Source organism: Streptomyces sp. NPDC013317, from assembly GCF_055563155.1.
Genome location: NZ_JBVHDX010000008.1, coordinates 308245 through 330589, shown reverse-complemented (window position 1 = coordinate 330589; position 22345 = coordinate 308245). Strand labels below are relative to the sequence as shown.

20 protein-coding genes are annotated in these 22345 nt (G+C 71.4%); 10 read left to right on the top strand and 10 right to left on the bottom strand.

All coding sequences use genetic code 11. From position 1 onward, the window contains the following. Positions 1–24 precede the first annotated feature (24 nt). Positions 25–684, bottom strand: a complete 660-nt coding sequence (locus ACZ3IJ_RS22560; RefSeq protein ID WP_391800106.1) for a response regulator — start codon at positions 682–684, stop codon at positions 25–27. Between the two features lie 339 nt (positions 685–1023). Here ACZ3IJ_RS22560 and pdhA point away from each other — a divergent pair, with 339 nt between their 5' ends. The 5 genes from pdhA (at position 1024) to ACZ3IJ_RS22535 (ending at position 6826) form a co-directional block, all read left to right on the top strand. Then, the gene (gene pdhA, locus ACZ3IJ_RS22555) at positions 1024–2190 is read left to right on the top strand and encodes a pyruvate dehydrogenase (acetyl-transferring) E1 component subunit alpha (RefSeq protein ID WP_467470780.1); all 1167 of its coding nucleotides are present in this window, start codon (positions 1024–1026) and stop codon (positions 2188–2190) included. 2 nt (positions 2191–2192) lie between these two features. After that, positions 2193–3173 (top strand): alpha-ketoacid dehydrogenase subunit beta, encoded by a 981-nt coding sequence (locus ACZ3IJ_RS22550; RefSeq protein ID WP_467470778.1) that lies wholly within the window; start codon positions 2193–2195, stop codon positions 3171–3173. A gap of 31 nt (positions 3174–3204) precedes the next feature. Next, complete coding sequence (locus tag ACZ3IJ_RS22545) at positions 3205–4623, top strand: dihydrolipoamide acetyltransferase family protein (RefSeq protein WP_467470837.1); 1419 nt, start codon at positions 3205–3207, stop codon at positions 4621–4623. A gap of 251 nt (positions 4624–4874) precedes the next feature. Beyond that, complete coding sequence (locus ACZ3IJ_RS22540) at positions 4875–5516, top strand: GntR family transcriptional regulator (RefSeq protein ID WP_391800108.1); 642 nt, start codon at positions 4875–4877, stop codon at positions 5514–5516. Continuing rightward, positions 5513–6826: an MFS transporter gene (locus ACZ3IJ_RS22535; protein ID WP_467470776.1), complete on the top strand. Its 1314-nt coding sequence runs from the start codon at positions 5513–5515 to the stop codon at positions 6824–6826. Before ACZ3IJ_RS22540 ends, ACZ3IJ_RS22535 begins: the two co-directional genes overlap by 4 nt. A gap of 11 nt (positions 6827–6837) precedes the next feature. Here the strand turns inward: ACZ3IJ_RS22535 and ACZ3IJ_RS22530 are convergent, their stop codons facing one another. Further along, positions 6838–7662 carry a maleylpyruvate isomerase family mycothiol-dependent enzyme gene (locus ACZ3IJ_RS22530; protein WP_383224201.1) on the bottom strand — a complete coding sequence of 275 codons (825 nt, stop codon included), beginning with the start codon at positions 7660–7662 and terminating at the stop codon, positions 6838–6840. Positions 7663–7841: 179 nt separating this feature from the next. Between ACZ3IJ_RS22530 and ACZ3IJ_RS22525 the strand changes: the two genes are divergently transcribed. Continuing rightward, positions 7842–8615, top strand: coding sequence for a carbon-nitrogen family hydrolase (locus ACZ3IJ_RS22525; RefSeq protein WP_467470774.1), 774 nt, complete (start codon positions 7842–7844; stop codon positions 8613–8615). Between the two features lie 151 nt (positions 8616–8766). Here the strand turns inward: ACZ3IJ_RS22525 and ACZ3IJ_RS22520 are convergent, their stop codons facing one another. Then, a complete protein-coding gene (locus ACZ3IJ_RS22520) occupies positions 8767–9252 on the bottom strand; it encodes an LURP-one-related/scramblase family protein (protein ID WP_467470772.1) in 486 nt (161 codons plus the stop codon). Continuing rightward, entirely contained in the window at positions 9212–9880 is a 669-nt protein-coding gene (locus ACZ3IJ_RS22515; protein ID WP_467470770.1) for a choice-of-anchor I domain-containing protein, read from the bottom strand. Before ACZ3IJ_RS22515 ends, ACZ3IJ_RS22520 begins: the two co-directional genes overlap by 41 nt. Before the next feature lie 76 nt (positions 9881–9956). On the opposite strand from ACZ3IJ_RS22515, the gene ACZ3IJ_RS22510 reads away from it, so the two are divergent. Then, positions 9957–11771, top strand: a complete 1815-nt coding sequence (locus tag ACZ3IJ_RS22510) for an NHL domain-containing thioredoxin family protein (RefSeq protein ID WP_467470769.1) — start codon at positions 9957–9959, stop codon at positions 11769–11771. On the opposite strand, the gene ACZ3IJ_RS22505 is transcribed toward ACZ3IJ_RS22510, so the two are convergent. The 4 genes from ACZ3IJ_RS22505 to ACZ3IJ_RS22490 form a co-directional block, all read right to left on the bottom strand. Continuing rightward, complete coding sequence (locus tag ACZ3IJ_RS22505; RefSeq protein WP_467470767.1) at positions 11768–12112, bottom strand: hypothetical protein; 345 nt, start codon at positions 12110–12112, stop codon at positions 11768–11770. The two genes, ACZ3IJ_RS22510 and ACZ3IJ_RS22505, sit on opposite strands and share 4 nt — an antisense overlap. Positions 12113–12209: 97 nt before the next feature. Next, the gene (locus ACZ3IJ_RS22500) at positions 12210–12434 is read right to left on the bottom strand and encodes a DUF6458 family protein (protein ID WP_467470766.1); all 225 of its coding nucleotides are present in this window, start codon (positions 12432–12434) and stop codon (positions 12210–12212) included. Between the two features lie 54 nt (positions 12435–12488). Continuing rightward, positions 12489–13778, bottom strand: coding sequence for a M18 family aminopeptidase (locus ACZ3IJ_RS22495; protein ID WP_467470764.1), 1290 nt, complete (start codon positions 13776–13778; stop codon positions 12489–12491). 108 nt (positions 13779–13886) lie between these two features. After that, positions 13887–15716 (bottom strand): acyl-CoA dehydrogenase, encoded by a 1830-nt coding sequence (locus tag ACZ3IJ_RS22490; protein ID WP_467470762.1) that lies wholly within the window; start codon positions 15714–15716, stop codon positions 13887–13889. A gap of 180 nt (positions 15717–15896) precedes the next feature. On the opposite strand from ACZ3IJ_RS22490, the gene ACZ3IJ_RS22485 reads away from it, so the two are divergent. From ACZ3IJ_RS22485 to ACZ3IJ_RS22475, 3 genes are all read left to right on the top strand, one after another. Further along, on the top strand, positions 15897–16400 hold the full coding sequence (locus ACZ3IJ_RS22485) for an SseB family protein (RefSeq protein ID WP_391800117.1): 504 nt from the start codon (positions 15897–15899) through the stop codon (positions 16398–16400). A 114-nt stretch (positions 16401–16514) separates the two neighbouring features. Beyond that, positions 16515–17477 (top strand): pirin family protein, encoded by a 963-nt coding sequence (locus ACZ3IJ_RS22480; protein ID WP_467470760.1) that lies wholly within the window; start codon positions 16515–16517, stop codon positions 17475–17477. A gap of 231 nt (positions 17478–17708) precedes the next feature. After that, positions 17709–18779: an AI-2E family transporter gene (locus ACZ3IJ_RS22475; RefSeq protein WP_467470758.1), complete on the top strand. Its 1071-nt coding sequence runs from the start codon at positions 17709–17711 to the stop codon at positions 18777–18779. Positions 18780–18903: 124 nt separating this feature from the next. Here ACZ3IJ_RS22475 and ACZ3IJ_RS22470 read toward each other — a convergent pair whose 3' ends face one another. Together ACZ3IJ_RS22470 and ACZ3IJ_RS22465 are read right to left on the bottom strand one after the other, a co-directional pair. Beyond that, a complete protein-coding gene (locus ACZ3IJ_RS22470; RefSeq protein WP_467470756.1) occupies positions 18904–19722 on the bottom strand; it encodes an oxygen-binding di-iron domain-containing protein in 819 nt (272 codons plus the stop codon). 120 nt (positions 19723–19842) lie between these two features. Beyond that, positions 19843–22320, bottom strand: a complete 2478-nt coding sequence (locus ACZ3IJ_RS22465) for an ATP-binding SpoIIE family protein phosphatase (RefSeq protein ID WP_467470754.1) — start codon at positions 22318–22320, stop codon at positions 19843–19845. Positions 22321–22345: the final 25 nt, after the last annotated feature.

Genomic DNA, 22345 nt, shown 5'->3' with positions numbered 1-22345 from the left:
GGGCCTCGGCGTCGTTTCGAAGCCTCAGCGCCGTTCGGCCTGCAACCGCGCGACGTACGCCGCGGCCTGGGACCGGCGCTCCATGCCCAGTTTCGACAGCAGGCTGGAGACGTAGTTCTTGATCGTCTTCTCCGCGAGGTGGAGCCGTTCGCCGATGGCCCGGTTGGTCAGGCCCTCGCCGATCAGGTCGAGGATCTTGCGCTCCTGTTCCGTCAGATTGGCGAGCCTCTCGTCACCCTTCGGATTGTTTCCGTCGCGTAGCCGTTCCAGAACGCGGGCGGTCGCGACCGGATCGAGCAGCGACTTTCCGGCAGCAACGTCACGAACGGCGGAAAGGAGCTCGTTTCCCCGGATGGCCTTGAGGACATAACCCGAGGCCCCGGCCATGATCGCGTCGAAGAGCGCCTCGTCGTCGGCGTACGAGGTGAGCATCAGGCACTTGACGTCCTCGTTCTGCGAACGCACCTCGCGGCAGACCTCGACACCGCTGCCGTCCGGCAGCCGCACGTCGAGCACCGCCACGTCGGGGCGCGTCGCGGGGATCCTGACCAGGGCGTCCGCCGCCGTGCCGGCCTCCCCGACCACCTCGATGTCGTCCTCCACGGAGAGCAACTCGTGGACGCCGCGCCGCACGACCTCGTGGTCGTCCAGCAGAAATACCCGGATTTTTCCATCTTCGCGCACCCGCCCAGTCTCACATATTGGCTCTTCCCGTGCCCGGGGTGCGCGGGATAACGTGCCCCGTGTTCCGGCGGCCTGCCAGGCCGTTGCCAGTGCGCTGACCAGCTACTGTTCCCACTTTTCTCGATTTACTTGGAAATCCAAGCAAAATCGCAGGTCAAATGGGGTTTCGCAGGAATGCGCGGCAGTGGGTAACGTGCCTATGACAGGGCGCTCGCCGGGGCACCTGTCACGCCTGGCCCGGCCGAGTCGCACCCACCCCGTGCGCGAGTACGGATTCAGGCGAGCCGCACTGGCCTTTCCCGGCAACCCCGGGGGCCGGACCGACGGAGGAGCACGCACGTGACCGTGGAGAGCACTGCCGCGCGCAAGACGACGCGACGCAGCAGCGGCACCAAGCGCACTGCCAGCGCGAGCGCCAAGAAGTCCCAGACTTCCGAGCCCGAGCTCGTTCAGCTGCTGACGCCCGAAGGGGAGCGCGTCCAGCACCCCGAGTACGACATCGACCTGAGCGCCGACGAGCTGCGCGGCCTCTACCGGGACATGGTCCTCACCCGCCGCTTCGACTCCGAGGCCACCGCCCTGCAGCGCCAGGGCGAGCTGGGCCTGTGGGCGTCGTTGCTCGGCCAGGAGGCCGCCCAGATCGGCTCCGGCCGCGCGCTGCGCGACGACGACTACGTCTTCCCGACCTACCGGGAGCACGGCGTCGCCTGGTGCCGCGGGGTCGACCCGACCAACCTCCTCGGCATGTTCCGCGGTGTGAACAACGGCGGGTGGGACCCCAGCACCAACAACTTCCACCTGTACACGATCGTCCTCGGCTCGCAGACCCTGCACGCCACCGGCTACGCCATGGGCATCGCCAAGGACGGCGCGGACTCCGCCGTGCTCGCGTACTTCGGCGACGGCGCCTCCAGCCAGGGCGACGTCAACGAGTCGTTCGTCTTCTCCGCGGTCTACAACGCCCCGGTCGTGTTCTTCTGCCAGAACAACCAGTGGGCGATCTCCGAGCCCATCGAGAAGCAGACCCGCGTCCCGCTCTACCAGCGCGCACAGGGCTTCGGCTTCCCCGGCGTCCGCGTCGACGGCAACGACGTCCTCGCGTGTCTCGCCGTGACCCGTTCCGCCCTGGAGCGTGCCCGCCGCGGCGAGGGTCCGACGCTCATCGAGGCGTTCACCTACCGCATGGCCGCCCACACCACCTCCGACGACCCGACGCGCTACCGTCGCGACGCCGAGCGCGAGGCGTGGGAGGCCAAGGACCCGATCCTGCGCCTCAAGGCGTACATGGAGAACGCGGGCCACGCCGACGCGGCCTTCTTCGAGGAGCTCGAGGCGGAGAGCGAGGCTCTCGGCAAGAGCGTGCGTGAGGTCGTCCGCGCCATGCCCGTCCCGGAGCACATGGCGATGTTCGACAACGTGTACGCGGACGGGCACGCGCTCGTCGACGAGGAGCGCGCGCAGTTCGCCGCCTACCAGGCGTCCTTCACGGGCGGAGAGGCCGAGTAACCATGGCTGTTCAGAAGCTTCCCCTGGCGAAGGCGCTCAACGAGTCGCTGCGCAAGGCCCTGGAGACCGACCCCAAGGTCGTCATCATGGGCCTGGACGTCGGCAAGCTCGGCGGTGTCTTCCGGATCACCGACGGTCTGCAGAAGGACTTCGGCGAGGACCGTGTCGTCGACACCCCGCTCGCCGAGTCCGGCATCGTCGGCACCGCGATCGGCCTCGCGCTGCGCGGCTACCGGCCGGTCGTGGAGATCCAGTTCGACGGCTTCGTCTTCCCGGCGTACGACCAGATCGTCACGCAGCTGGCGAAGATGCGGGCCCGTTCGCTCGGCACGGTCAAGATGCCGGTCGTCATCCGCATCCCGTACGGCGGTGGCATCGGCGCCGTCGAGCACCACTCCGAGTCCCCCGAGTCGCTCTTCGCGCACGTCGCGGGCCTCAAGGTCGTCACCCCGGCGAACTCCTCCGACGCCTACTGGATGCTCCAGCAGGCGATCCAGAGCGACGACCCGGTGATCTTCTTCGAGCCCAAGCGCCGCTACTGGGACAAGGGCGAGGTCGACACCGAGGCCATCCCCGGCGAGCTGCACAAGGCCCGGGTCGCCCGCGAGGGCACCGACCTCACGCTCGTCGCGTACGGCCCGATGGTGAAGACCTGCCTGGAGGCCGCCGCGGCCGCCGCCGAGGAGGGCAAGTCGGTCGAGGTCGTGGACCTGCGCTCGATCTCCCCGCTCGACTTCGACACCGTCCAGGCCTCGGTCGAGAAGACCCGCCGTCTGGTGGTGGTCCACGAGGCCCCGGTCTTCTTCGGCTCCGGAGCGGAGATCGCCGCCCGAATCACCGAGCGCTGCTTCTACCACCTGGAGGCCCCCGTCCTGCGGGTCGGCGGCTACCACGCGCCGTATCCGCCGGCGCGCCTGGAGGAGGAGTACCTGCCGGGCCTGGACCGCGTGCTCGACGCCGTCGACCGCTCGCTGGCGTACTGAGGAGAGCACCGTGACGATCCGCGAATTCAAGATGCCCGACGTGGGCGAGGGCCTCACCGAGGCCGAGATCCTCAAGTGGTACGTCCAGCCCGGTGACACGGTCACCGACGGTCAGGTCGTGTGCGAGGTCGAGACGGCGAAGGCGGCCGTCGAGCTGCCGATCCCGTTCGACGGCACGGTCCACGACCTGCTCTTCCCCGAGGGCACGACGGTCGACGTCGGCCAGGTGATCATCTCGGTGAACGTGGGCGGAGGGGCTCCGGCGGCCGAGACACCGGTCGCCCAGGCGCCCGTGGAGGCTCCTGCCCCCGCTCCCGCCGCCGGGACGCCGGCCGAGGAGGGCGAGCCGCAGGGCCGTCAGCCCGTCCTGGTCGGCTACGGCGTGGCCGCGAGCCCGACCAAGCGCCGCGCCCGCAAGGGTGCGGGCGTCCCCGCCCAGGGCGCCTCCGCGCAGGCCGCGCCCGCCCAGGCCGCCGCCGCGATCCAGGGCGAGCTCAACGGCCACGGCGGCGCCACCGCGACCGCCACCCGTCCGCTGGCGAAGCCTCCGGTACGGAAGCTGGCCAAGGACCTCGGCGTCGACCTGGCGACGGTCGTCCCGACCGGTCCGGACGGGATCATCACCCGCGAGGACGTCCACGCGGCCGCCGCCCCGGCGCCGGCCGTCGAGGCTCCCGCGCCCGTGGCCATGGCTCCGGCCCAGGCTCCGGCTGCGGCGCCCGCCGCGGCGCCCGCGGTGTCCACGGACGCCCGTGAGACGCGTGTCCCGATCAAGGGTGTACGGAAGGCCACGGCGGCCGCGATGGTCGGCTCGGCCTTCACCGCGCCGCACGTCACCGAGTTCGTCACCTTCGACATCACGCGCACGATGAAGCTGGTCGACGAGCTCAAGGCCGACAAGGACATGGCGGGCCTGCGGGTCAACCCGCTGCTCCTCATCGCCAAGGCCGTCCTGGTCGCCGTCCGGCGCAACCCGGAGATCAACGCGGCCTGGGACGAGGCGAACCAGGAGATCGTGCTCAAGCACTACGTCAACCTGGGCATCGCCGCGGCCACCCCGCGCGGTCTGATCGTGCCGAACATCAAGGACGCGCACGCCCAGACCCTGCCGGAGCTGTCGACGTCCCTGAGCGAGCTGGTCGCCACCGCCCGCGAGGGCAAGACGACCCCGGCCGCGATGCAGGGCGGCACGTTCACCATCACCAACGTGGGCGTCTTCGGCGTCGACACCGGTACGCCCATCCTGAACCCCGGCGAGTCCGCGATCCTCGCGGTCGGTGCGATCAAGCTCCAGCCGTGGGTCCACAAGGGCAAGGTGAAGCCGCGTCAGGTCACCACCCTGGCCCTGTCGTTCGACCACCGCCTGGTGGACGGCGAGCTGGGCTCGAAGTTCCTGGCGGACGTGGCGGCGATCCTGGAGCAGCCCAAGCGCCTGATGACCTGGTCCTGAACCAGCGGGCCCGGTCCCGGCCCGGTCCCGGCCCGGTCCCGGCCCGGTTCCGGGCCGGGACCGGGCCGGGAACCAGGCCCGGCGCTGACTCGGTGCCCGAGTTGCGCTGTTTCACGTGAAACAGACCCGGCCGGGGGCAAACGCCCCCGGCCGGGTCTGTTCTCCGGGTCCGTCCCCGAGCTCCCCTCCGAGGTCGTCCGCATCGCGGACAGGGGCACCTGATGCACCCCTGTTGTATCTAAGCTGTGCGCATGGCATCCGCACCCCCAGCAGCCGACCGCGTCTACATGCACGTGAAGCAGGCTGTCCTCGACCGCCGTTACGAGGGCGGCACGCTGCTCACCGAGGGCGAACTCGCCCTGGCCGTCGGGGTGTCCCGGACCCCCGTGCGCGAGGCCCTGCTGAAGCTGGAGATGGAAGGGCTGCTCAAGCTCTACCCGAAGAAGGGCGCCCTCGTCCTCGCCGTCTCCGCGCAGGAGATCGCCGATGTCGTCGAGACCCGGCTGCTCGTCGAGGAGTTCGCCGTCCGCCGCGCCGTCCCCGCCTCTCCCGCGCTCGTCGAGCGGCTCGAAGAGCTCCTGGAGGAGCAGAAGCGGCACGCCGAGGTCGGGGACCTCGCGGAGGTCGCCGTCACCGACCGCTGCTTCCACGCCGAGATCGTCAAGTACGCCGGCAACCAGATCCTCGCCCGCCTCTACGACCAGCTGCGCGACCGTCAGCTGCGGATGGGCGTCGCCGTCATGCAGTCCCAGCCCGACCGGATCGCCAAGAACATCACCGAGCACGCCGAGATCCTGGAGCGCATCAGGGCGGGTGACGTCGAGGGCGCGGCGAGCTGCGTCCGTCAGCACCTGAGCTGGGTCAAGGTCCTGGTCCGGGGTGAGGACAGGTGAGCCGCGACGGGTTCGGATCAGCCGTCACCCTCCCCGGTGACCCGCCCGGAGGCCGGCGCGCCGCCCTCGTCTGGGGCGTCGGCGTCGCCGTCTACTTCGTCGCCGTCATCTTCCGTACGTCCCTGGGCGTCGCCGGACTCGACGCCGCCGACCGCTTCGACGTCAACGCCTCGGCCCTCTCCACCTTCTCCATACTCCAGCTGCTGGTCTACGCCGGGATGCAGATACCGGTCGGGCTCATGGTCGACCGGCTCGGCACCAAGAAGGTGCTGACCATCGGCGTCGTGCTCTTCACGATCGGCCAGCTCGGCTTCGCCCTCGCCCCCTCGTACGGCATGGCGCTCGCCGCCCGCGCGCTGCTCGGCTGTGGCGACGCGATGACCTTCATCAGCGTGCTGCGCCTGGGCACCCGGTGGTTCCCCGCCCGGCGCGGGCCCCTCATCGGCCAGGTCGCCGCGCTCTTCGGCATGGCGGGCAACCTGGTCTCCACCATCGTCATCGCCCGAGCCCTGCACGGCATGGGCTGGACGACCACCTTCGTCGGCAGCTCACTCGCCGGCGTCCTCGTGCTCGTCCTGCTGCTGGTCTTCCTCAAGGACCACCCGAAGGGCCACGAGCCGCCGCCCGCCGCGCACGCGGGCGCCGTGTTCGTCCGCCGGCAGATCGCCGAGTCCTGGCGGGAGCCCGGCACCCGGCTCGGCATGTGGGTGCACTTCACGACCCAGTTCCCCGCGATGGTGTTCCTGCTGCTGTGGGGGCTGCCGTTCCTCGTCGAGGCCCAGGGGCTCTCCCGGGGCGTCGCGGGCGAGCTGCTGACCCTGGTCGTGCTCTCCAACATGGTGGTGGGCCTCGCGTACGGGCAGATCATCGCCCGGCACCACGCGGCCAGAGCTCCGCTCGCCCTCGGCACGGTCGGGGCGACGGCGCTCCTGTGGGCCGCCACCCTCGCGTACCCCGGCGACCGCGCCCCGATGTGGCTGCTGATCACCCTCTGCGCGGTCCTCGGGACCTGCGGCCCCGCCTCGATGATCGGCTTCGACTTCGCCCGCCCCGCCAACCCGCCGGAGCGTCAGGGAACCGCCTCGGGGATCGTCAACATGGGTGGTTTCACGGCCTCGATGACGACCCTGCTCGCCGTCGGCATCCTCCTCGACGCCACCGGCGACGACTACCGGATCGCCTTCTCGTCCGTGTTCGTCCTGGAGGCGCTGGGCGTCGTGCAGATCCTGCGCCTGAAGTCCCGTACGGCCCGCCGGGAGAAGGAACGCCTCGTCGCCAGCCGCGTCGAGACGGTCCACGTACCGGCGTGACCCGGACGCCGTCAGGGAGTGACGGCGAAGTTGTCCAGGATGGCCTGGGCCAGGTCCGTGTCGCCCTCGATCTTGATCCGGTCGGCGACCGCCGCCGGACGGACCCGGCCGCAGGCCAGCCGTACGTACGTCTCCCAGTCCAGCGCCAGCGTCACCGCCGGACCCAGCGACGGGGCCCCGTCGACCGACCCGCGGCCCTCCGCGTCGACCCGTACCGTCCGCAGGAACTCCACCGGGCCGTGCACGTCCACCACGACCGCCGAGTTCGGCGGCGCGCCCGCGTCCTTCGCGACGACCTTCGGCAGCGCGGCGAGCAGGTTGTCCCGGGTCACCAGCGCACCGGGGGAGTCCAGGTTGCCCGGCTTCCCGAGGGCGATCCGCAGGTCCTGCTCGTGCACCCAGACGTCGAAGGCCCGCATCCGGTACGCCACTTCGAGGGTCTGCTCGGCGCCCAGCGGGGCGCGGATCAGATGGTCCGGCTGCCGGTTCTCGTTGCGCAGCTGACGGGCGCGGCGGATCAGGATGTACTCCAGCTCCGAGGTCATCTCGGGGCCCGTGTGGTGCCGCCGCACGTCGACCTGCATCTCCATGTAGCGCGCGAACTCACTGCGTACGTGGTAGAGATCGCGGGGCAGGGAGTGGATGGGGCGCGGATCGCCGAGCATCTCGCACTCCAGGCCGATCACATGGGACACGATGTCGCGCACCGACCAGCCCGGGCACGGTGTCGCGCGGTTCCACTCGCCTTCCACGAGCGGCTGCACCAGCTCGGATATCGCTTCGATGGAGTGGGTCCAGGCGTCGGCGTAGGTCTGAAGGCTGGGATGGACGGTCACGGGACCCCTCGGCGGTTCTGCGGTGCACGGGCTGACGATCGAGCGGACAGGCGGGCTGGAGACAAGACTGCGTGGGAGGCTCGGACGCTAAGTTACGCTGCCCGAAGGCACCCCGGCAGTGCTTTCGTGTGACGATCGTAGGCCCGTGTTGACGGCTCGAATGCCAGGACGGTGGTAGTGTGCGCGCCTCGCTGATCCAGATCGCAGTAGACCCGGACGAACCGGTCGTTTCCCGCCGTGCGCGGGTGGCGGAGCTGGTGCGCGCGGAGCGCGGCGCCGCGGATCTCGTCGTCCTGCCGGAGCTGTGGCCGATGGGAGCGTTCGCGTACGAGTCCTTCGCGGCGGAGTCCGAACCGCTGCGCGGCCCCACGTACGAGGCGATGGCGGCGGCCGCCCGGGACGCGGGCGTCTGGCTGCACGCCGGATCGATCGTCGAGGCGGCCGAGGGGGCGCTCTTCAACACCTCGCTCGTCCTCTCCCCCTCGGGGGACCTCGTCGCCGGCTACCGGAAGATCCACCGCTTCGGCTTCGACAAGGGCGAGGCCGTGATGATGGCGGCCGGGGACGAACTGGTGACGGTCGACCTGCCGGAGCTGACGATCGGCGTCGGCACCTGCTACGACCTGCGCTTCCCCGAACTGTTCCGGGGCCTGGTCGACGCGGGCGCCCAGGCCTTCGTCGTACCGGCCGGCTGGCCGGCCCGCCGCCGCGCCCACTGGACGCTGCTCGCACGGGCGCGGGCGGTGGAGAACCAGGCGTACGTGCTGGCCTGCGGCACCGCCGGCACCCACGCGGGCGTGGAGCAGGCCGGTCACTCGATCGTCGTGGACCCGTGGGGCGAGGTCCTCGCCGAGGCGGGCCCGGGCGAGGAGATCCTGCGGGTGGAGCTGGACGCGGAACGGGTGACCACGACGAGGGAGCAGTTCCCGGCGCTGAAGGACCGGGTGCTGTAGGACAGGGTGCTGTGGGACCGGGCTCTGTTGGGACCGAGCTCTGGGGGACCGGGTCCTGTGGGACCGGGTTGTGCGGGACCGGGGCCTACGGGAGGCCCGGGGCCTACGGGAGGAGGCGTACGGGCGTGGTGCACCCCACCAGGAGCGCGCCCTAGTCCTCCCGTTCCGCCATCCGGATCACGCACACGGCGACCGCGATGAGCAGCGGGGCGTCGGCGTCCTCGCGGACGACGTTCACGGCGTAGGTGTCCCGGACGTGGAACCACTGCCGGGAGATGTGGGCGAGGAGTTCACCGTCGTACTCGACCGTGAACTCCCGGTCCAGGATCCGCCCGCTGACGTCCAGTTCGGTGCCCTCGACGAGCGTGACCCGGTAGTGGTTGCGGAGCAGGGAGAGCCGCTTCCTGCGGATGGTGGCGAGCGGCCGGTCGTCCCGCTCGATCGTCATCGCGTCCCGCAGGCTGAACATCTTCTGTCGCAGCGTGACCAGGACATGCCCGGTGGGATCCTTCAGCTCCAGCGTGTCGCGCAGCCGCAGGGCCTTGCCGTCGACCAGGAAGGCGTGGCGGCCGTGCTCGTCCTCGATCCAGTAGTCGTCACCGATGGCGAAGATTTTGTCCCGTACGAGATATTTCATACCGAGACGCGTTCCCCGCCGGATCCCGGTTCACTCCGCGATCCGGCGGTGTCAGCCCTTCGTCCCGACGCCGCAGCACCGTCAGCCGGCCCATCCCGCTCTCGGCGAGCAGCGAGCGGTCGGAGCCGTCGGGCAGGCGGCGGTGGTCGAAGGCCCGGAACTCGGCGGTGCGCACGGTGGCGCGGGCGACGCCCCGGCCCAGGCCGACGATGCTGACGCTGCCCTCGGGGTCGGCCTCGCCGGGCTGGTAGCCGACGGGCTCGCCCTCGTTCGCCACCAGGAGGCTGCGCCCGTCGGCGGTGAAGGTCACCATGTCGGGGCTGTGCCCCACGGTGACGGCCTTGAGCACGGTGCCGTCCGGGCGCATCAGGACGACGGTGCCGCGCTCGGCGGCGTCCGCGGACTCCACGGCGGCGGCGATCAGCCCGTGCCGGGCGTCCACGCTGGTGACCGCGCCGGTGCCGTAGGCCGACAGACGGACGGACGTGATCTTCACGGGCTTCGCCGGGTCACGGAACAGGATGGTCGGTAGAGGGCGTGAACGGGGCGTGGCCGGCGGATTGCGGCTGTGTGGTGGAGCGCAGCCCGGTGGGGGTGCGCCCGCCCGGGCGCCGCTCCCAGGGCTCACCGAGCCGACCCGGCTCCCCGGCAGGCCATGACGTACGGGTGATCCGCCGTTCACAGCCGGATGGCAAGCTTGAAGGATGAACGATGCTGCCCCGGCGCCCACCCCCGCGCCCGCGCCCCGCAAGCGTGCCCGTGTCCGTGCCCCCGAGCTGATCGGCAAGGGTGGTTGGATCAACACCGGCGGGAAGGAGCTGACGCTCGCCGACTTCCGGGGACAGATCCTGATCCTGGACTTCTGGACCTTCTGCTGCATCAACTGCCTGCACGTCCTCGACGAGCTCCGTGACCTGGAGGAGAAGCACCGCGACACGCTCGTGATCGTCGGTGTGCACTCGCCGAAGTTCGTTCACGAGGCCGAGCACCAGGCCGTCGTCGACGCCGTCGAGCGGTACGAGGTGCACCACCCCGTCCTCGACGACCCCGAGCTCGCGACCTGGAAGCAGTACGCCGTACGGGCCTGGCCGACGCTCGTCGTCATCGACCCCGAGGGGTACGTCGTCGCCCAGCACGCCGGTGAGGGGCACGCGAACGCGATCCGGACGCTCGTCGAGGAGCTGGAGGCCGAGCACGAGGCCAAGGGCACGCTGCGGCGCGGGGACGGACCGTACGTCCCGCCGGAGCCGGTCGCGACCGACCTGCGCTTCCCCGGCAAGGCCGTCCTCCTCCCCACCGGGAACTTCCTCGTCTCCGACACCACCCGTCACCAGCTCGTCGAGCTGGAGCCGGACGGCGAGACCGTGGTGCGGCGGATCGGGGACGGGGAGTTCCGTGAGCCGCAGGGGCTCACCGTGCTCCCCGACGGCAGGGTCGTCGTCGCCGACACCGTGCACCACGCGCTGCGCACGTACGACCCCGCCACCGGCGTGATCGAGCGGATCGCCGGCACCGGCACGCAGTGGTGGCAGGGATCGCCGACCTCCGGCCCGGCCCTCGACGTGGACCTCTCCTCGCCGTGGGACGTGGCCTGGTGGCAGGGCAAGGTCTGGATCGCGATGGCCGGTGTCCACCAGCTGTGGACGTACGACCCGGAGACGCGGACCGTCGCGGTCGCGGCCGGCACGACGAACGAGGGGCTCGTCGACGGGCCGGCCGCCGAGGCCTGGTTCGCGCAGCCCTCCGGGCTCGCCGCCACCGAGGACCGGCTGTGGATCGCCGACTCCGAGACGAGCGCCCTGCGCTGGATCGACACCGAGGGCGTCGTCCACACGGCCGTCGGCACAGGGCTCTTCGACTTCGGCCACCGCGACGGAGACGCCGGCCAGGCGCTGCTCCAGCACCCGCTCGGTGTGACCGCCCTGCCCGACGGCTCGGTCGCGGTCTGCGACACGTACAACCACGCCCTGCGCCGCTTCGACCCGGCGTCCGGCGAGGTGACGACCCTGGCGACCGACCTGCGCGAGCCGAGCGACGCCGTGCTCGTCGGCGACGAGATCGTGGTCGTCGAGTCGGCCCGGCACCGGCTGACCCGGCTGCGGCTGCCCGAGGAGGCGGTCCAGGTCGAGGCGGTCGCCCACCGCACGCAGCGCGAGGCCACCGAGGTCGCGCCGGGCCGGCTCCGGCTCGACGTGGTCTTCCAGGCGCCGACGGGCCAGAAGCTCGACGAGCGCTACGGCCCCTCCACCCGGCTCCTGGTCTCCTCGACTCCGCCGGAGCTGCTGCTCGGCGGCTCGGGCACCGGGACGGACCTGTTCCGGGAGCTCGACCTCGCCCCGGAGGTGACCGAGGGCGTCCTGCACGTCTCGGCGATGGCCGCGTCCTGCGACGACGATCCGGCCAACGAGTACCCGGCCTGCCATGTGCACCAGCAGGACTGGGGAGTCCCGGTGAAGGTGACGCCCGAGGGCGCCGCCCGCCTCCCGCTCATCCTGGCGGGCATGGACGCCAGCGACTAGTGCACCAGCCCCTGGTTCTGCGACGGCCGGCCGGCCGCGCCGTCCAGGCAGCCGGTGACCCAGGCGGCCGGGTCGTGCACGGCCCGGCCGCCGCCCATGCCCATGCGCTCCATCTGCGCGCACTCGCCCGACAGCAGGGCCCGGCCGCGCTCCCCGGTCGGGTCCGCCTTCCGGATCCGGACGGCCTGCAGATAGCCGCCCTCGTAGGCGATGTCGGTGCCCCAGGGCGGGCGTTCGTCGTACCGTGCGATGCCGTAGCCCGCCACGGCCGTGCCGATGAGCACGGCCGTGGTGAGGCAGGCGACGAACTTCCCCCGGGGCGGGCCCTCATGACGATCCATGAGATCCGACGGTGCCAGGGGTCGCCTTTCCCGGATGTTTCGCCGCTCCGGGCGCCCGCTCAGCGGCCGTGGTCCGCCGGGCCCTCACGACCGCCGCTCAGTAGCCCTGGTCGCGCCGTTCCTCCACGACCGTGGGGGCGGCCGGGGGGACGACGACCCGCCGGCGGCGCGCGATGCTGGTGAAGGTCGCGACGCCGATGAGACCGACCGCCATCATGATCAGTCCCACCAGGTCGAGGTTGACGCCGTCGAGCTCCCAGTCCGTGGCGAACGTGAGGATCGCGCCCACGGCTATGAGGATGATGCAGCCTCCCAGGCCCATGAATCCCGCCTCCCTAGTGGGGTAGTTCGGATCGGGTACCCGGGTATCCGCGCGCTACCCCTCCAGGAACGCGACGAGTGCGTTCGCCAGGAGGTAGGGGTCCTCCGAGCCGCACAGCTCGCGGGCGCTGTGCATCGACAGGCAGGCCACGCCGATGTCGACGGTGCTGATGCCGTGACGGGCCGCCGTGATGGGTCCGATGGTCGTGCCGCAGGGCATGTCGTTGTTGGAGACGAAGGTCTGCCACGGCACGCCCGCCTTCTCGCAGGCCGCGGCGAACACCGCGCGCCCGCTGCCGTCGGTGGCGTACCGCTGGTTGACGTTCACCTTCAGGATCGGGCCGCCGTTGGGGCGCGGGTGGTGCGTCGGGTCGTGGCGCTCCGCGTAGTTGGGGTGGACCGCGTGGCCGACGTCGGAGGAGAGGCAGATCGATCCCGCGAAGGCGCGGGCGCGGTCCTCGTAGGCGCCGCCCCGGGCGTAGACGGAGCGCTCCAGGACGTTGCCGAGGAGCGGGCCCTGGGCGCCGGTGTCGGCCTCGGAGCCGTTCTCCTCGTGGTCGAAGGCGGCGAGGACGGGGATGTACGGGAGGTCGGCGCGGCCCGCGACGGCGGCGAGCGCGGCCACGCCGGCGTGGACGGAGATCAGGTTGTCCATGCGCGGCCCGGCGAGGAGTTCGCGGTCGCGGCCGAGGTAGGAGGGGGCCTCGATCGCGTGGACCATCAGGTCCCAGCCGGCGACGTCCTCCGCGTCGACGCCCGCCTCCTGGGCCACGAAGCGGATCAGGTCGCCCTCGTGCACCTCGCCGAGGCCCCAGATCGGCTGCATGTGGCGCTGCCGTTCGAGCTTGAGGCCCTCGTTGGCCTGCCGGTCGAGGTGGATCGCGAGCTGCGGGACGCGCAGCACCGCGCGGTCCACGTCGACCAGGTGGTGGCTGCCGTCCCGCAGGGTCAGACGGCCCGCGAGGCCGAGGTCGCGGTCGAGCCAGGTGTTGAGCAGCGTCCCGCCGTAGATCTCGACGGCGACCTGGCGCCACCCCCGCGCGCCCATGTCGGGCTGCGGCTTGACGCGCAGGTTGGGGGAGTCGGTGTGCGCGCCGACGATCCGGTACGGGGTGTGGGCGGTGGCGCCCTCCGGTACGAACCAGGCGATGAGCGCGCCGCCGCGGATCACGTACTTCCCGCCGGTCGTCCCGTCCCAGGCGGCGGTCTCCTCGACCTGCCGGAAGCCTGCCTTCTCAAGCCGCTCGGCGGCGTTCGCCACGGCGTGGTACGGCGACGGGGAGGCCGCCAGGAAGGTCATGAGGTCGTCGGTGTGGCCGCGGTCGAAGCGGGCGGTGCTCGTCATGGGTTCACCTTACGCACGCCCCGGAATGCGGCGCCGGGACCCCGAAAGACGGAACGGCCCGCTCCCCTCCCCGGGAGCGAGCCGTTCCTCGATGAACGAGATGCGCTGCTAGAACGCTGCCTCGTCCAGGTCCATCAGCGAGCCGTCGACGGCCTCGGCCAGCGCGCGCTCGGCGCCGACGCCCGGCAGGACGTTGGCGGCGAAGAACTTCGCGGCCGCGATCTTGCCGGCGTAGAAGGACTGGTCCTTGGCGGAGGCGCCGGCGGCCAGCTTCTCGGCGGCGACGGCCGCACCCTTCAGCAGCAGGTAGCCGACGACGACGTCGCCGGAGGCCATGAGCAGGCGGGTGGTGTTGAGGCCGACCTTGTAGATGTTCTTGACGTCCTCGCCGGTCGCGGTGAGGTCGGTGAGCATCGTGCCGACGATGCCCTCCAGGTCCACGGCCGCCTTGGCGAGCGCGTCGCGGGCGCCGGCCAGCTCCTCGCCGCCGGTGCCGACCGCGAGGAACTTCTTGATCTCCTCGGCCAGCGCGTTCAGGGACGCGCCCTGGTCGCGGACGATCTTGCGGAAGAAGAAGTCCTGGCCCTGGATGGCCGTGGTGCCCTCGTAGAGGGTGTCGATCTTGGCGTCCCGGATGTACTGCTCGATCGGGTACTCCTGCAGGAAGCCGGAGCCGCCGAAGGTCTGGAGCGACTGCGCGAGCTGCTCGTAGCCCTTCTCGGAGCCGTAGCCCTTCACGATCGGCAGCAGCAGGTCGTTCAGGCCGATGAGCGCCTTCGCGTCCTCGCCCGCGGCCTCCTTGAGCTGGATCTCGTCCTGCACGGTGGCCGTGTAGAGGACGAGGGAGCGCATGCCCTCCGCGTACGCCTTCTGCGTCATCAGCGAGCGGCGGACGTCGGGGTGGTGCGTGATGGTGACCTTGGGCGCGGCCTTGTCCATGAAGTTCGCCAGGTCGGTGCCCTGGACGCGCTCCTTGGCGTACTCCAGCGCGTTGAGGTAGCCGGTGGAGAGGGTGGAGATCGCCTTCGTGCCGACCATCATGCGGGCGAACTCGATGATGAGGAACATCTGGCGGATGCCGTCGTGCTTGTCGCCGATCAGCCAGCCCTTGGCGGGGTGCTGGTCGCCGAAGGTCATCTCGCACGTGTTGGAGGCCTTGAGGCCCATCTTGTGCTCGACGTTCGTGGCGTAGACGCCGTTGCGCTCGCCCAGCTCGCCGGTCTCCCAGTCGAAGTGGTACTTCGGCACGAGGAAGAGGGAGAGGCCCTTGGTGCCGGGGCCGGCGCCCTCGGGGCGGGCGAGGACGTAGTGGAGGATGTTCTCCTCCATGTCGTGCTCACCGGAGGTGATGAAGCGCTTCACGCCCTCGATGTGCCAGGAGCCGTCCTCCTGCTGGACCGCCTTGGTGCGGCCGGCGCCGACGTCCGAACCGGCGTCGGGCTCGGTCAGGACCATCGTGGAGCCCCACTGGCGCTCCACGGCGATCTGCGCGACCTTCTTCTGCGCCTCGTTGCCCTCGTTGAAGAGGATGCCGGCGAAGGCCGGGCCGGAGGAGTACATCCACACGGCCGGGTTGGCGCCGAGGATCAGCTCCGCGTAGGCCCAGATCAGGGAGCGCGGGGAGGTGGTGCCGCCGATCTCCTCGGGCAGGCCCAGGCGCCAGTACTCGGAGTCCATGAAGGCCTTGTAGGACTTCTTGAAGCTGGCCGGGACCGGGGCGGTGTTCGTCTCGGGGTCGAAGACCGGCGGGTTGCGGTCGGCGTCGGCGAAGGACTCCGCGAGCTCGTTCTCGGAGAGGCGGGTCAGCTCCTCCAGGACGCTCTTGGCGGTCTCGACGTCCATCTCCTCGAACGGACCGGTGCCGTACACCTTGTCGCGACCGAGCACCTCGAAGAGGTTGAACTCGATGTCGCGGAGATTCGACTTGTAGTGCCCCATGGCGACGGCTCCGTAAGGATCGGGGAGGCAGGTTCCTCGTACACGTACCAGCGAGTAGCGCAATGCTCTCTCCGATGATGCTACCCACCGGTAATAAGAAGCAACCCCTATCCGGTCATCTGTGACGACAATCGCTCGGGGCGGACCGTGTACTCACCGGGAACCACTAGGCTCGGGACCATGTACGGCTACGAGCAGAACCCGGGTGCCCAGCAGCAGTACGCCCCGCCGCCGCAGCAGCCGATGGCGGGCGGAATGGCGGGCGGGATGCCGGGCATGCAGGGCGCCCCGTACGGTCAGCAGCCGCCGCTGTACCCCGAGCCCTCGCCGCCCTCTCTCGCCGACGCCGTGCGGGCCTTCACGACCGGGTCGCTCGCGGCCGAGGACTTCCAGCAGATCTTCGCGACCTCGAAGGTCTACTGCCCCCGGGGCGACAACCCCGGCTTCCTGGCCCTGCACAACACCCAGCAGCCGGTCATCCCGATGTTCACGTCGCTCAAGGAGCTGCGGCGGTACGCGGGCAAGGAGTCGAAGTACTTCGTGATCACCGGCGCCGAGGTGATCGACCTCCTCCCGACCGGGTACGGCTTCGTCCTCGACATGGAGGGCGACCACCGGATGGTCTTCGACGCGAAGGCCGTCGAGCAGATGGTCGACTTCGCGATGCGGCGGATGTACGGCTGACGCAGGCTGGACGCGTGGGAGAACGCCCGGGAGGAATTCCTCCCGGGCGTTCCGCGTTCCGGGTGGCAGGAAGTTCATTGTTCAACTAAACTGGTCGCACAAGGAGGTCCCGCCATGCCCGCTGTGACTGTCGAGAACCCGCTCACCCTGCCGCGCGTCGCCGCCCCGGCCGACGCCGTCTCCCGCCCCGTGCTCGCCGTGACCACGGCTCCGTCCGGATTCGAGGGCGAGGGCTTCCCGGTGCGCCGCGCGTTCGCCGGGATCAACTACCAGTACCTCGACCCGTTCATCATGATGGACCAGATGGGGGAGGTGGAGTACGCCCCCGGAGAACCCAAGGGCACCCCGTGGCACCCCCACCGCGGCTTCGAGACCGTCACGTACATCATCGACGGCACCTTCGACCACCAGGACTCCAACGGCGGTGGCGGCACCATCACCAACGGCGACACCCAGTGGATGACCGCCGGTTCCGGGCTGCTCCACATCGAGGCCCCGCCGGAGTCCCTCGTCGTCAGCGGCGGGCTCTTCCACGGCCTCCAGCTCTGGGTGAACCTGCCCGCGTCCGACAAGATGATGGCCCCGCGCTACCAGGACATCCGCGGCGGCCAGGTGCAGCTGCTCACCTCCCCCGACGGCGGCGCGCTGATCCGCGTCATCGCGGGCGAGCTCGACGGCCACGCCGGACCGGGCATCACCCACACCCCGATCTCGATGATCCACGCGACGATCCGGCCGGGCGCCGAGGCGACCCTGCCGTGGCGCGAGGACTTCAACGGGCTCGTCTACGTCCTCGCGGGCCGCGGCTCCGTCGGTACGGAGCGCAGGCCGGTCCACATGGGCCAGACGGCGGTCTTCGGCAAGGGCGACGCACTCACCGTCCGGGCCGACGAGAAGCAGGACGGGCACACGCCCGACCTGGAGGTCGTCGTCCTCGGCGGCCGGCCTATCCGTGAACCGATGGCGCACTACGGCCCGTTCGTCATGAACACCCAGGCCGAACTCCGCCAGGCCTTCGAGGACTTCCAGGCGGGCCGGCTCGGCACGATCCCGGCGGTGCACGGGATGGGCGAGTAACGGCGGTACGGGCAGGAAGCCTCGCGGGTACGGGGTCGGGCGCGACGCGCTCGGCCCCGTACGCGTGTCCGGGTGCGGGCGCGCCGCCGCTCCCGTACCCGCGGGGGAGCTCCCGTACTCGGGCCGCCGCTCCCGTACCCGCGGCGCGGCCGCGGACTCGCTCTGACGGTGCGTCACTCGTCCGGACCGCAGCGCAGGACGCCATGCCGGGCGCCGTGGTCCGGTGGACGGGTGCAGACGCCGAGCCCCCGCCCCCTCCTCCCCGACGCCGCGCGCCGGGTCGCCGCCTGGTGCGTCGTCCTGCTGCTCGTCGCGGGGGTCGCCGCCGTGGGGATCTGGCTCTGCGTCGTCTTCCAGACCGCCGTCACGCCCGTCCTGCTCGCCATCCTCGGCACCGCGCTCCTCGGCCCGCTGTACCGGCGCCTGGTGAAGATGAGGGTGCAGAAGTCCCTGGCCGCCGGTCTCACCGTCCTCGCCGTCCTCGCCTTCGTCGGCGGCGCCACCTACATCGTGGTCGTCGCGCTCATCGAGACCGGCGACCAGATCGTCGCCTCGCTGCGGCAGGCCGCCGTCGACATCGCCGACCACCTGGGTGCGGCCGGGACCTCGATCGACGATCTCGCCAGGAACGCGAAGGCGCTCCTGGAGAAGTTCGGCGGGACCGCCGCGTCCGGAGTGATCTCGGGGCTGAGCGTCGTCGGACAGGTGGCCGCGATGGCCGTCCTCGCCCTGCTGCTGATCTTCTTCTTCCTCCGGGACTCCGACAAGGCCGCCGGCGTCCTGCGCTCCCTCGCACCCCGCTCGACCGGCGACACGATGGAGGCCATGGGCCGCCGCGCCTTCGAGGCCGTCGAGGGCTTCATGCGCGGGACGACCGTCGTCGCCCTCGTCGACGCCGTCCTGATCACCATCGGACTGCTGATCCTCCGGGTGCCCGGTGCCGTCGGACTCGGCGCGCTGGTCTTCGTCACCGCCTACATCCCGTACCTCGGCGCCTTCCTCTCGGGAGCCGTCGCCGTCCTCGTCGCCCTCGCCGACCGGGGCTTCGTCATCGCGCTCTGGGTCCTGGGCGTCGTCCTGGCCGTGCAGGTCATCGAGGGCAACGTCCTCCAGCCCATGATCCAGAGCAGGACCGTGCAGATGCACCCGGCCCTCGTCATGCTCGCCATCACGGCCGGCGCGTCCGTCGCCGGAATCCTGGGCATGCTGCTCGCCGTACCGCTGACGGCGGCGGCGTTCGGCGTGATCGGCGAGCTGCGCGGGCGGTACGGGCCCGGGGACGATGCCGTCCCCGGCGCCTGAGGGAGGCAGGGCGAGGCGCCTGAGGGAGCCAGGGCGAGGCGCCTGAGGGAGCCAGGGCGAGGAGACGCCTGACGGACTCGGGCGAGGTGCCCGAGGGAGTCAGGCACCAGTACCCCGGGGGGGCTCAGGTCGCGGCCGGCATGCCGCCCGGCTCGAAGGTCGCCAGCATCTGCTCCAGAGCGGCCTGGTCCGGGCCCACGAACGGCTCCACGTCCGTGGCCATCGTGATCGTCTCCAGCATCCGGCCCGTCATCCGTACGGCGGGCGGCAGATGGGTGGACAGCACGATCTCCGGGTTCATCTCCCGCAGCGGCCGGATCGTCACCCCGTACTTCGCCGGATCCACCATGTGCACCCACGGGCTGTCCACCGAGGCCCACAGCAGCTGTGCCTGCCGGAGCTCCTCGGGCTTGAGGTCGTTGGCGTGCCCGCTCTCGGCGAGCTCGGCGGTGGGCATCGGCCCGCCGAAGCAGTCGGAGCTGAAGCAGATCCGGGTCTTCTCGTCGTAGAAGCCGACCGTGGCGGGGTTGTCCCAGAGTGGTGGCTTGAACGCGCGCAGCATGCGGTCGCCGACGTCGAGCGACTGGCCGGGGTTCAGGAAGTACACGCGGTCCATCGGCAGCGGCCGTTCGGTCGACATGATCCCCGCGCCGAGGAACGTGGTCACGACCTTCGCCCGGGGCGCGGCCACGAGCAGGTCGAAGATGCCGCCCGTGTGGTCGCGGTCGGGGTGCGTGAGCCAGATCCAGCGGACGTCGGCCGGGTCCACGACCGAGCCGAGCGCGTTGACGAAGTCCCGGTCGGATATCGAGACACCGGTGTCGACGACGACCGGTTCCGATGCGGTGACGACGTAGGCGCTGACGGGGAGGTGGCCGAGGCCCGGCACTTCGAGGCTGTCGGCGAGAACGGTGGTGTCGCTTCCGACCTTGTGGGTGTCCATGGGGTGCTCCGTGGTCCCCCCGGCGACGGCGGGCGTACGACACCAGTCTCCTCCGCGACGCTGCGGAGCGCGCGGCGCGGGTACGGCCGGGGCCTTGCCGGGGCCTTGCCGCGGGGCTGGCTACCCGGAGCCGTCGCCCCCCTTCGACGGGGGCTCGTTCAGTTCGAACCAGATGGACTTGCCCTCGCCCCGCGGGTCCACGCCCCACGCGTCCGCCAGCATCTCCATCAGGACCAGGCCGCGGCCCGACGACGCCATCTCCCCCGGATGCCGCTTGTGCGGCAGCTCGTCGCTGCCGTCGGAGACCTCCACGCGCAGTCGGCGGGCCTCCCCCGTGCAGGTCACCTCGGCGACGAGGAGCGCGTCGCCGTCCGTGTGGATGAGGACGTTGGTGACCATCTCGGAGACCATGAGGACCGCCGAGTCGAGCTGCTCCTCGTCCGTCCAGTCGTGGAGCAGCTGCCGCACGTGCCGGCGGGCGGCGGCGATCCGCTCCGGCTCCGCCTGCGCGATGGTCATCATGGTGCGGCGCGGCGCCTCGCGGACGGCCGCGCCCTGGCGGGAGACGAGCAGGACGGCGATGTCGTCCTCGCGCCGGTCGGCGAGCGGTCCCGTGGTGTGGTGCGAGCCTGGCCCGTGGACGGCCTCGACCAGTCTGTCGGCGAGGTCCTCCAGGGAGTCCTCGACGTGCCCTTCGAGGAGTGCGCGGATCCGCTCCCAGCCGCTGTCGAGGTCGTGGCCGCCGGTCTCCAGGAGCCCGTCGGTGCACATCATCAGGGTCTCGCCGGGCTCCAGGGTGAACCGGGTCGTCGGGTAGTCGGTGTCCGGGACGATGCCGAGGGGCAGGCCGCCGGCCGTGGGACGCAGCAGCACCGTTCCGTCGGTCATCCGGACCGCCGGGTCGGGGTGCCCGGCGCGGGCGATGTCCACGACACCGGTGACCGGGTCGATCTCCAGGTAGAGGCAGGTCGCGAAGCGCGGACCCACGTCCTGCGCTCGCCCGTGGGGAGAGGCCCCGTTCGGTGACCGCCCGTCCGGCCACCGCCCGTCCCCGTCCGGAGAGACCCCGTTCGGGGCGACACCCCCGTCCCGCGCGGTGCCCCGGTGCGGCGCGTCACCTCCGCCCGGCGCTGTCCCGTCGTGCGGCGCGACGCGTCCGCCCGGCGCTTTCCCGCCGTGCGGAGCGACACCCCCGTCCCGCGCGGTGCCCCGGTGCGGCGCGACACCTCCGCCCGGCGCTTTCCCGTCGTGCGGCGCGACGCGTCCGCCCGGCGCCGGCCCTCGGCCCGGCGCGCCGCCCGGTGGGCCACCGTTCGGGTGCCCTCCGAGGCTGCCCCCGCGGACGGCCGCGTCCGCCGTCGCCTCGGCGGCATCCGCATCCCCCTCGTCGGCCCCGTCGGTGATCCCGTACAGGAAGCGCGAGGCGCGGGAGAGGACGGCGTCGGGCCGGTGGCCCTCGGAGGCGTACGCGCGCAGGGCGATCCGGAGCTGGCCCATCAGCCCGGCCGCGCGCACGTCGTGGCCCTGGACGTCGCCGATGACGAGGGCGATGCGGCCGCCCGGCAGCTGGATCATGTCGTACCAGTCGCCGCCGACCTGGAGTCCGCCGCCGGTCGGTACGTACCGCGCGGCGACGTGCAGCCCCGGGATGCCGGGGCCGAGGACGGGCATCATCGTGCGCTGCAGGCCGAGCGACAGCTCGCGCTCGGACTCGGCGACCCCGGCGCGGGCGAGCGCCTGCGCGAGCATCCGGGCGACCGTGGTGAGGACGGAGCGCTCGTCGGGCGTGAAGGCCACGGGATGCTTGAAGGCGGCCATCCAGGCGCCCATCGTGCGCCCCGCGACGATCAGCGGGAGGTACGCCCAGGACTGCCGGCCGAACCGCTGCGCCAGCGGCCAGGTCACCGGGAAGCGGCGCAGGTACTCCTCCGGTGTCGGCAGGTAGATCGCCCGCCCGTTCCGTACGACCTCGGCCGCCGGGTAGTCGGTGTCCACCGACATCGAGGTGAAGGGGCCCTCGTCGCCCGCGTTGTGCCCGTGGTGGCCGATGATCGTCAGCCGTTCGCCGGCGACCCCGAAGACGGCGAGTCCGTCCGGCGAGAAGCCCGGCATGGACAGGGAGGCGGCGACCCGCAGCACCTCGGCGGTCGACCGGGCTTCGGCGAGCGCGCGCCCCGCGTCGAGCAGGAACGCCTCGCGCGAGCGGCGCCAGTCGCCGGTGACGGGTGTACGGGCGGCGGTGCCCGGCTGCGGTTCGGCGACCTCCTGAAGGGTGCCGACGAGTTCGTAGTCGTCACCGTCGACGAGCGGCTTGGACCGGCTCCGTACCGTACGGATCACCCGCCCGTCGCCGTCCATGATCCGCAGCCGGGCCTCGGCGAGCGTCCCTTCCGCGACGGCGAGGTTCACGACCCCGTCGATCTCGTTCCAGTCGATGGGATGAAACCGGGAGCGTACGGCCGCTTCCGTGAGTTCGACCGGTTCGGCGGGCAGGCCGAGGAGCCGGGCGGCCTCGGCGTCGAGGGTGACGGTCCCGGAAGCGTTGTCCCAGCGCCACAGGCCGGTCGCGATCGCGGCCAGGACGTCCTCGGTGCGCATTGCCCTACTTTATGAATATCGGGCA

Excerpts from the sequence above, each read along its gene's own strand:
- ACZ3IJ_RS22550 (WP_467470778.1), top strand. The coding sequence starts at position 2,193 with ATGGCTGTTCAGAAGCTTCCCCTGGCGAAGGCGCTCAACGAGTCGCTG.
- ACZ3IJ_RS22545 (WP_467470837.1), top strand. The coding sequence starts at position 3,205 with ATGCCCGACGTGGGCGAGGGCCTCACCGAGGCCGAGATCCTCAAGTGG.
- ACZ3IJ_RS22540 (WP_391800108.1), top strand. The coding sequence starts at position 4,875 with ATGGCATCCGCACCCCCAGCAGCCGACCGCGTCTACATGCACGTGAAG.
- ACZ3IJ_RS22520 (WP_467470772.1), bottom strand. The coding sequence starts at position 9,252 with ATGAAATATCTCGTACGGGACAAAATCTTCGCCATCGGTGACGACTAC.
- ACZ3IJ_RS22510 (WP_467470769.1), top strand. The coding sequence starts at position 9,957 with ATGAACGATGCTGCCCCGGCGCCCACCCCCGCGCCCGCGCCCCGCAAG.
- ACZ3IJ_RS22505 (WP_467470767.1), bottom strand. The coding sequence starts at position 12,112 with ATGGATCGTCATGAGGGCCCGCCCCGGGGGAAGTTCGTCGCCTGCCTC.
- ACZ3IJ_RS22500 (WP_467470766.1), bottom strand. The coding sequence starts at position 12,434 with ATGGGCCTGGGAGGCTGCATCATCCTCATAGCCGTGGGCGCGATCCTC.
- ACZ3IJ_RS22495 (WP_467470764.1), bottom strand. The coding sequence starts at position 13,778 with ATGACGAGCACCGCCCGCTTCGACCGCGGCCACACCGACGACCTCATG.
- ACZ3IJ_RS22490 (WP_467470762.1), bottom strand. The coding sequence starts at position 15,716 with ATGGGGCACTACAAGTCGAATCTCCGCGACATCGAGTTCAACCTCTTC.
- ACZ3IJ_RS22485 (WP_391800117.1), top strand. The coding sequence starts at position 15,897 with ATGTACGGCTACGAGCAGAACCCGGGTGCCCAGCAGCAGTACGCCCCG.
- ACZ3IJ_RS22480 (WP_467470760.1), top strand. The coding sequence starts at position 16,515 with ATGCCCGCTGTGACTGTCGAGAACCCGCTCACCCTGCCGCGCGTCGCC.
- ACZ3IJ_RS22470 (WP_467470756.1), bottom strand. The coding sequence starts at position 19,722 with ATGGACACCCACAAGGTCGGAAGCGACACCACCGTTCTCGCCGACAGC.
- ACZ3IJ_RS22465 (WP_467470754.1), bottom strand. The coding sequence starts at position 22,320 with ATGCGCACCGAGGACGTCCTGGCCGCGATCGCGACCGGCCTGTGGCGC.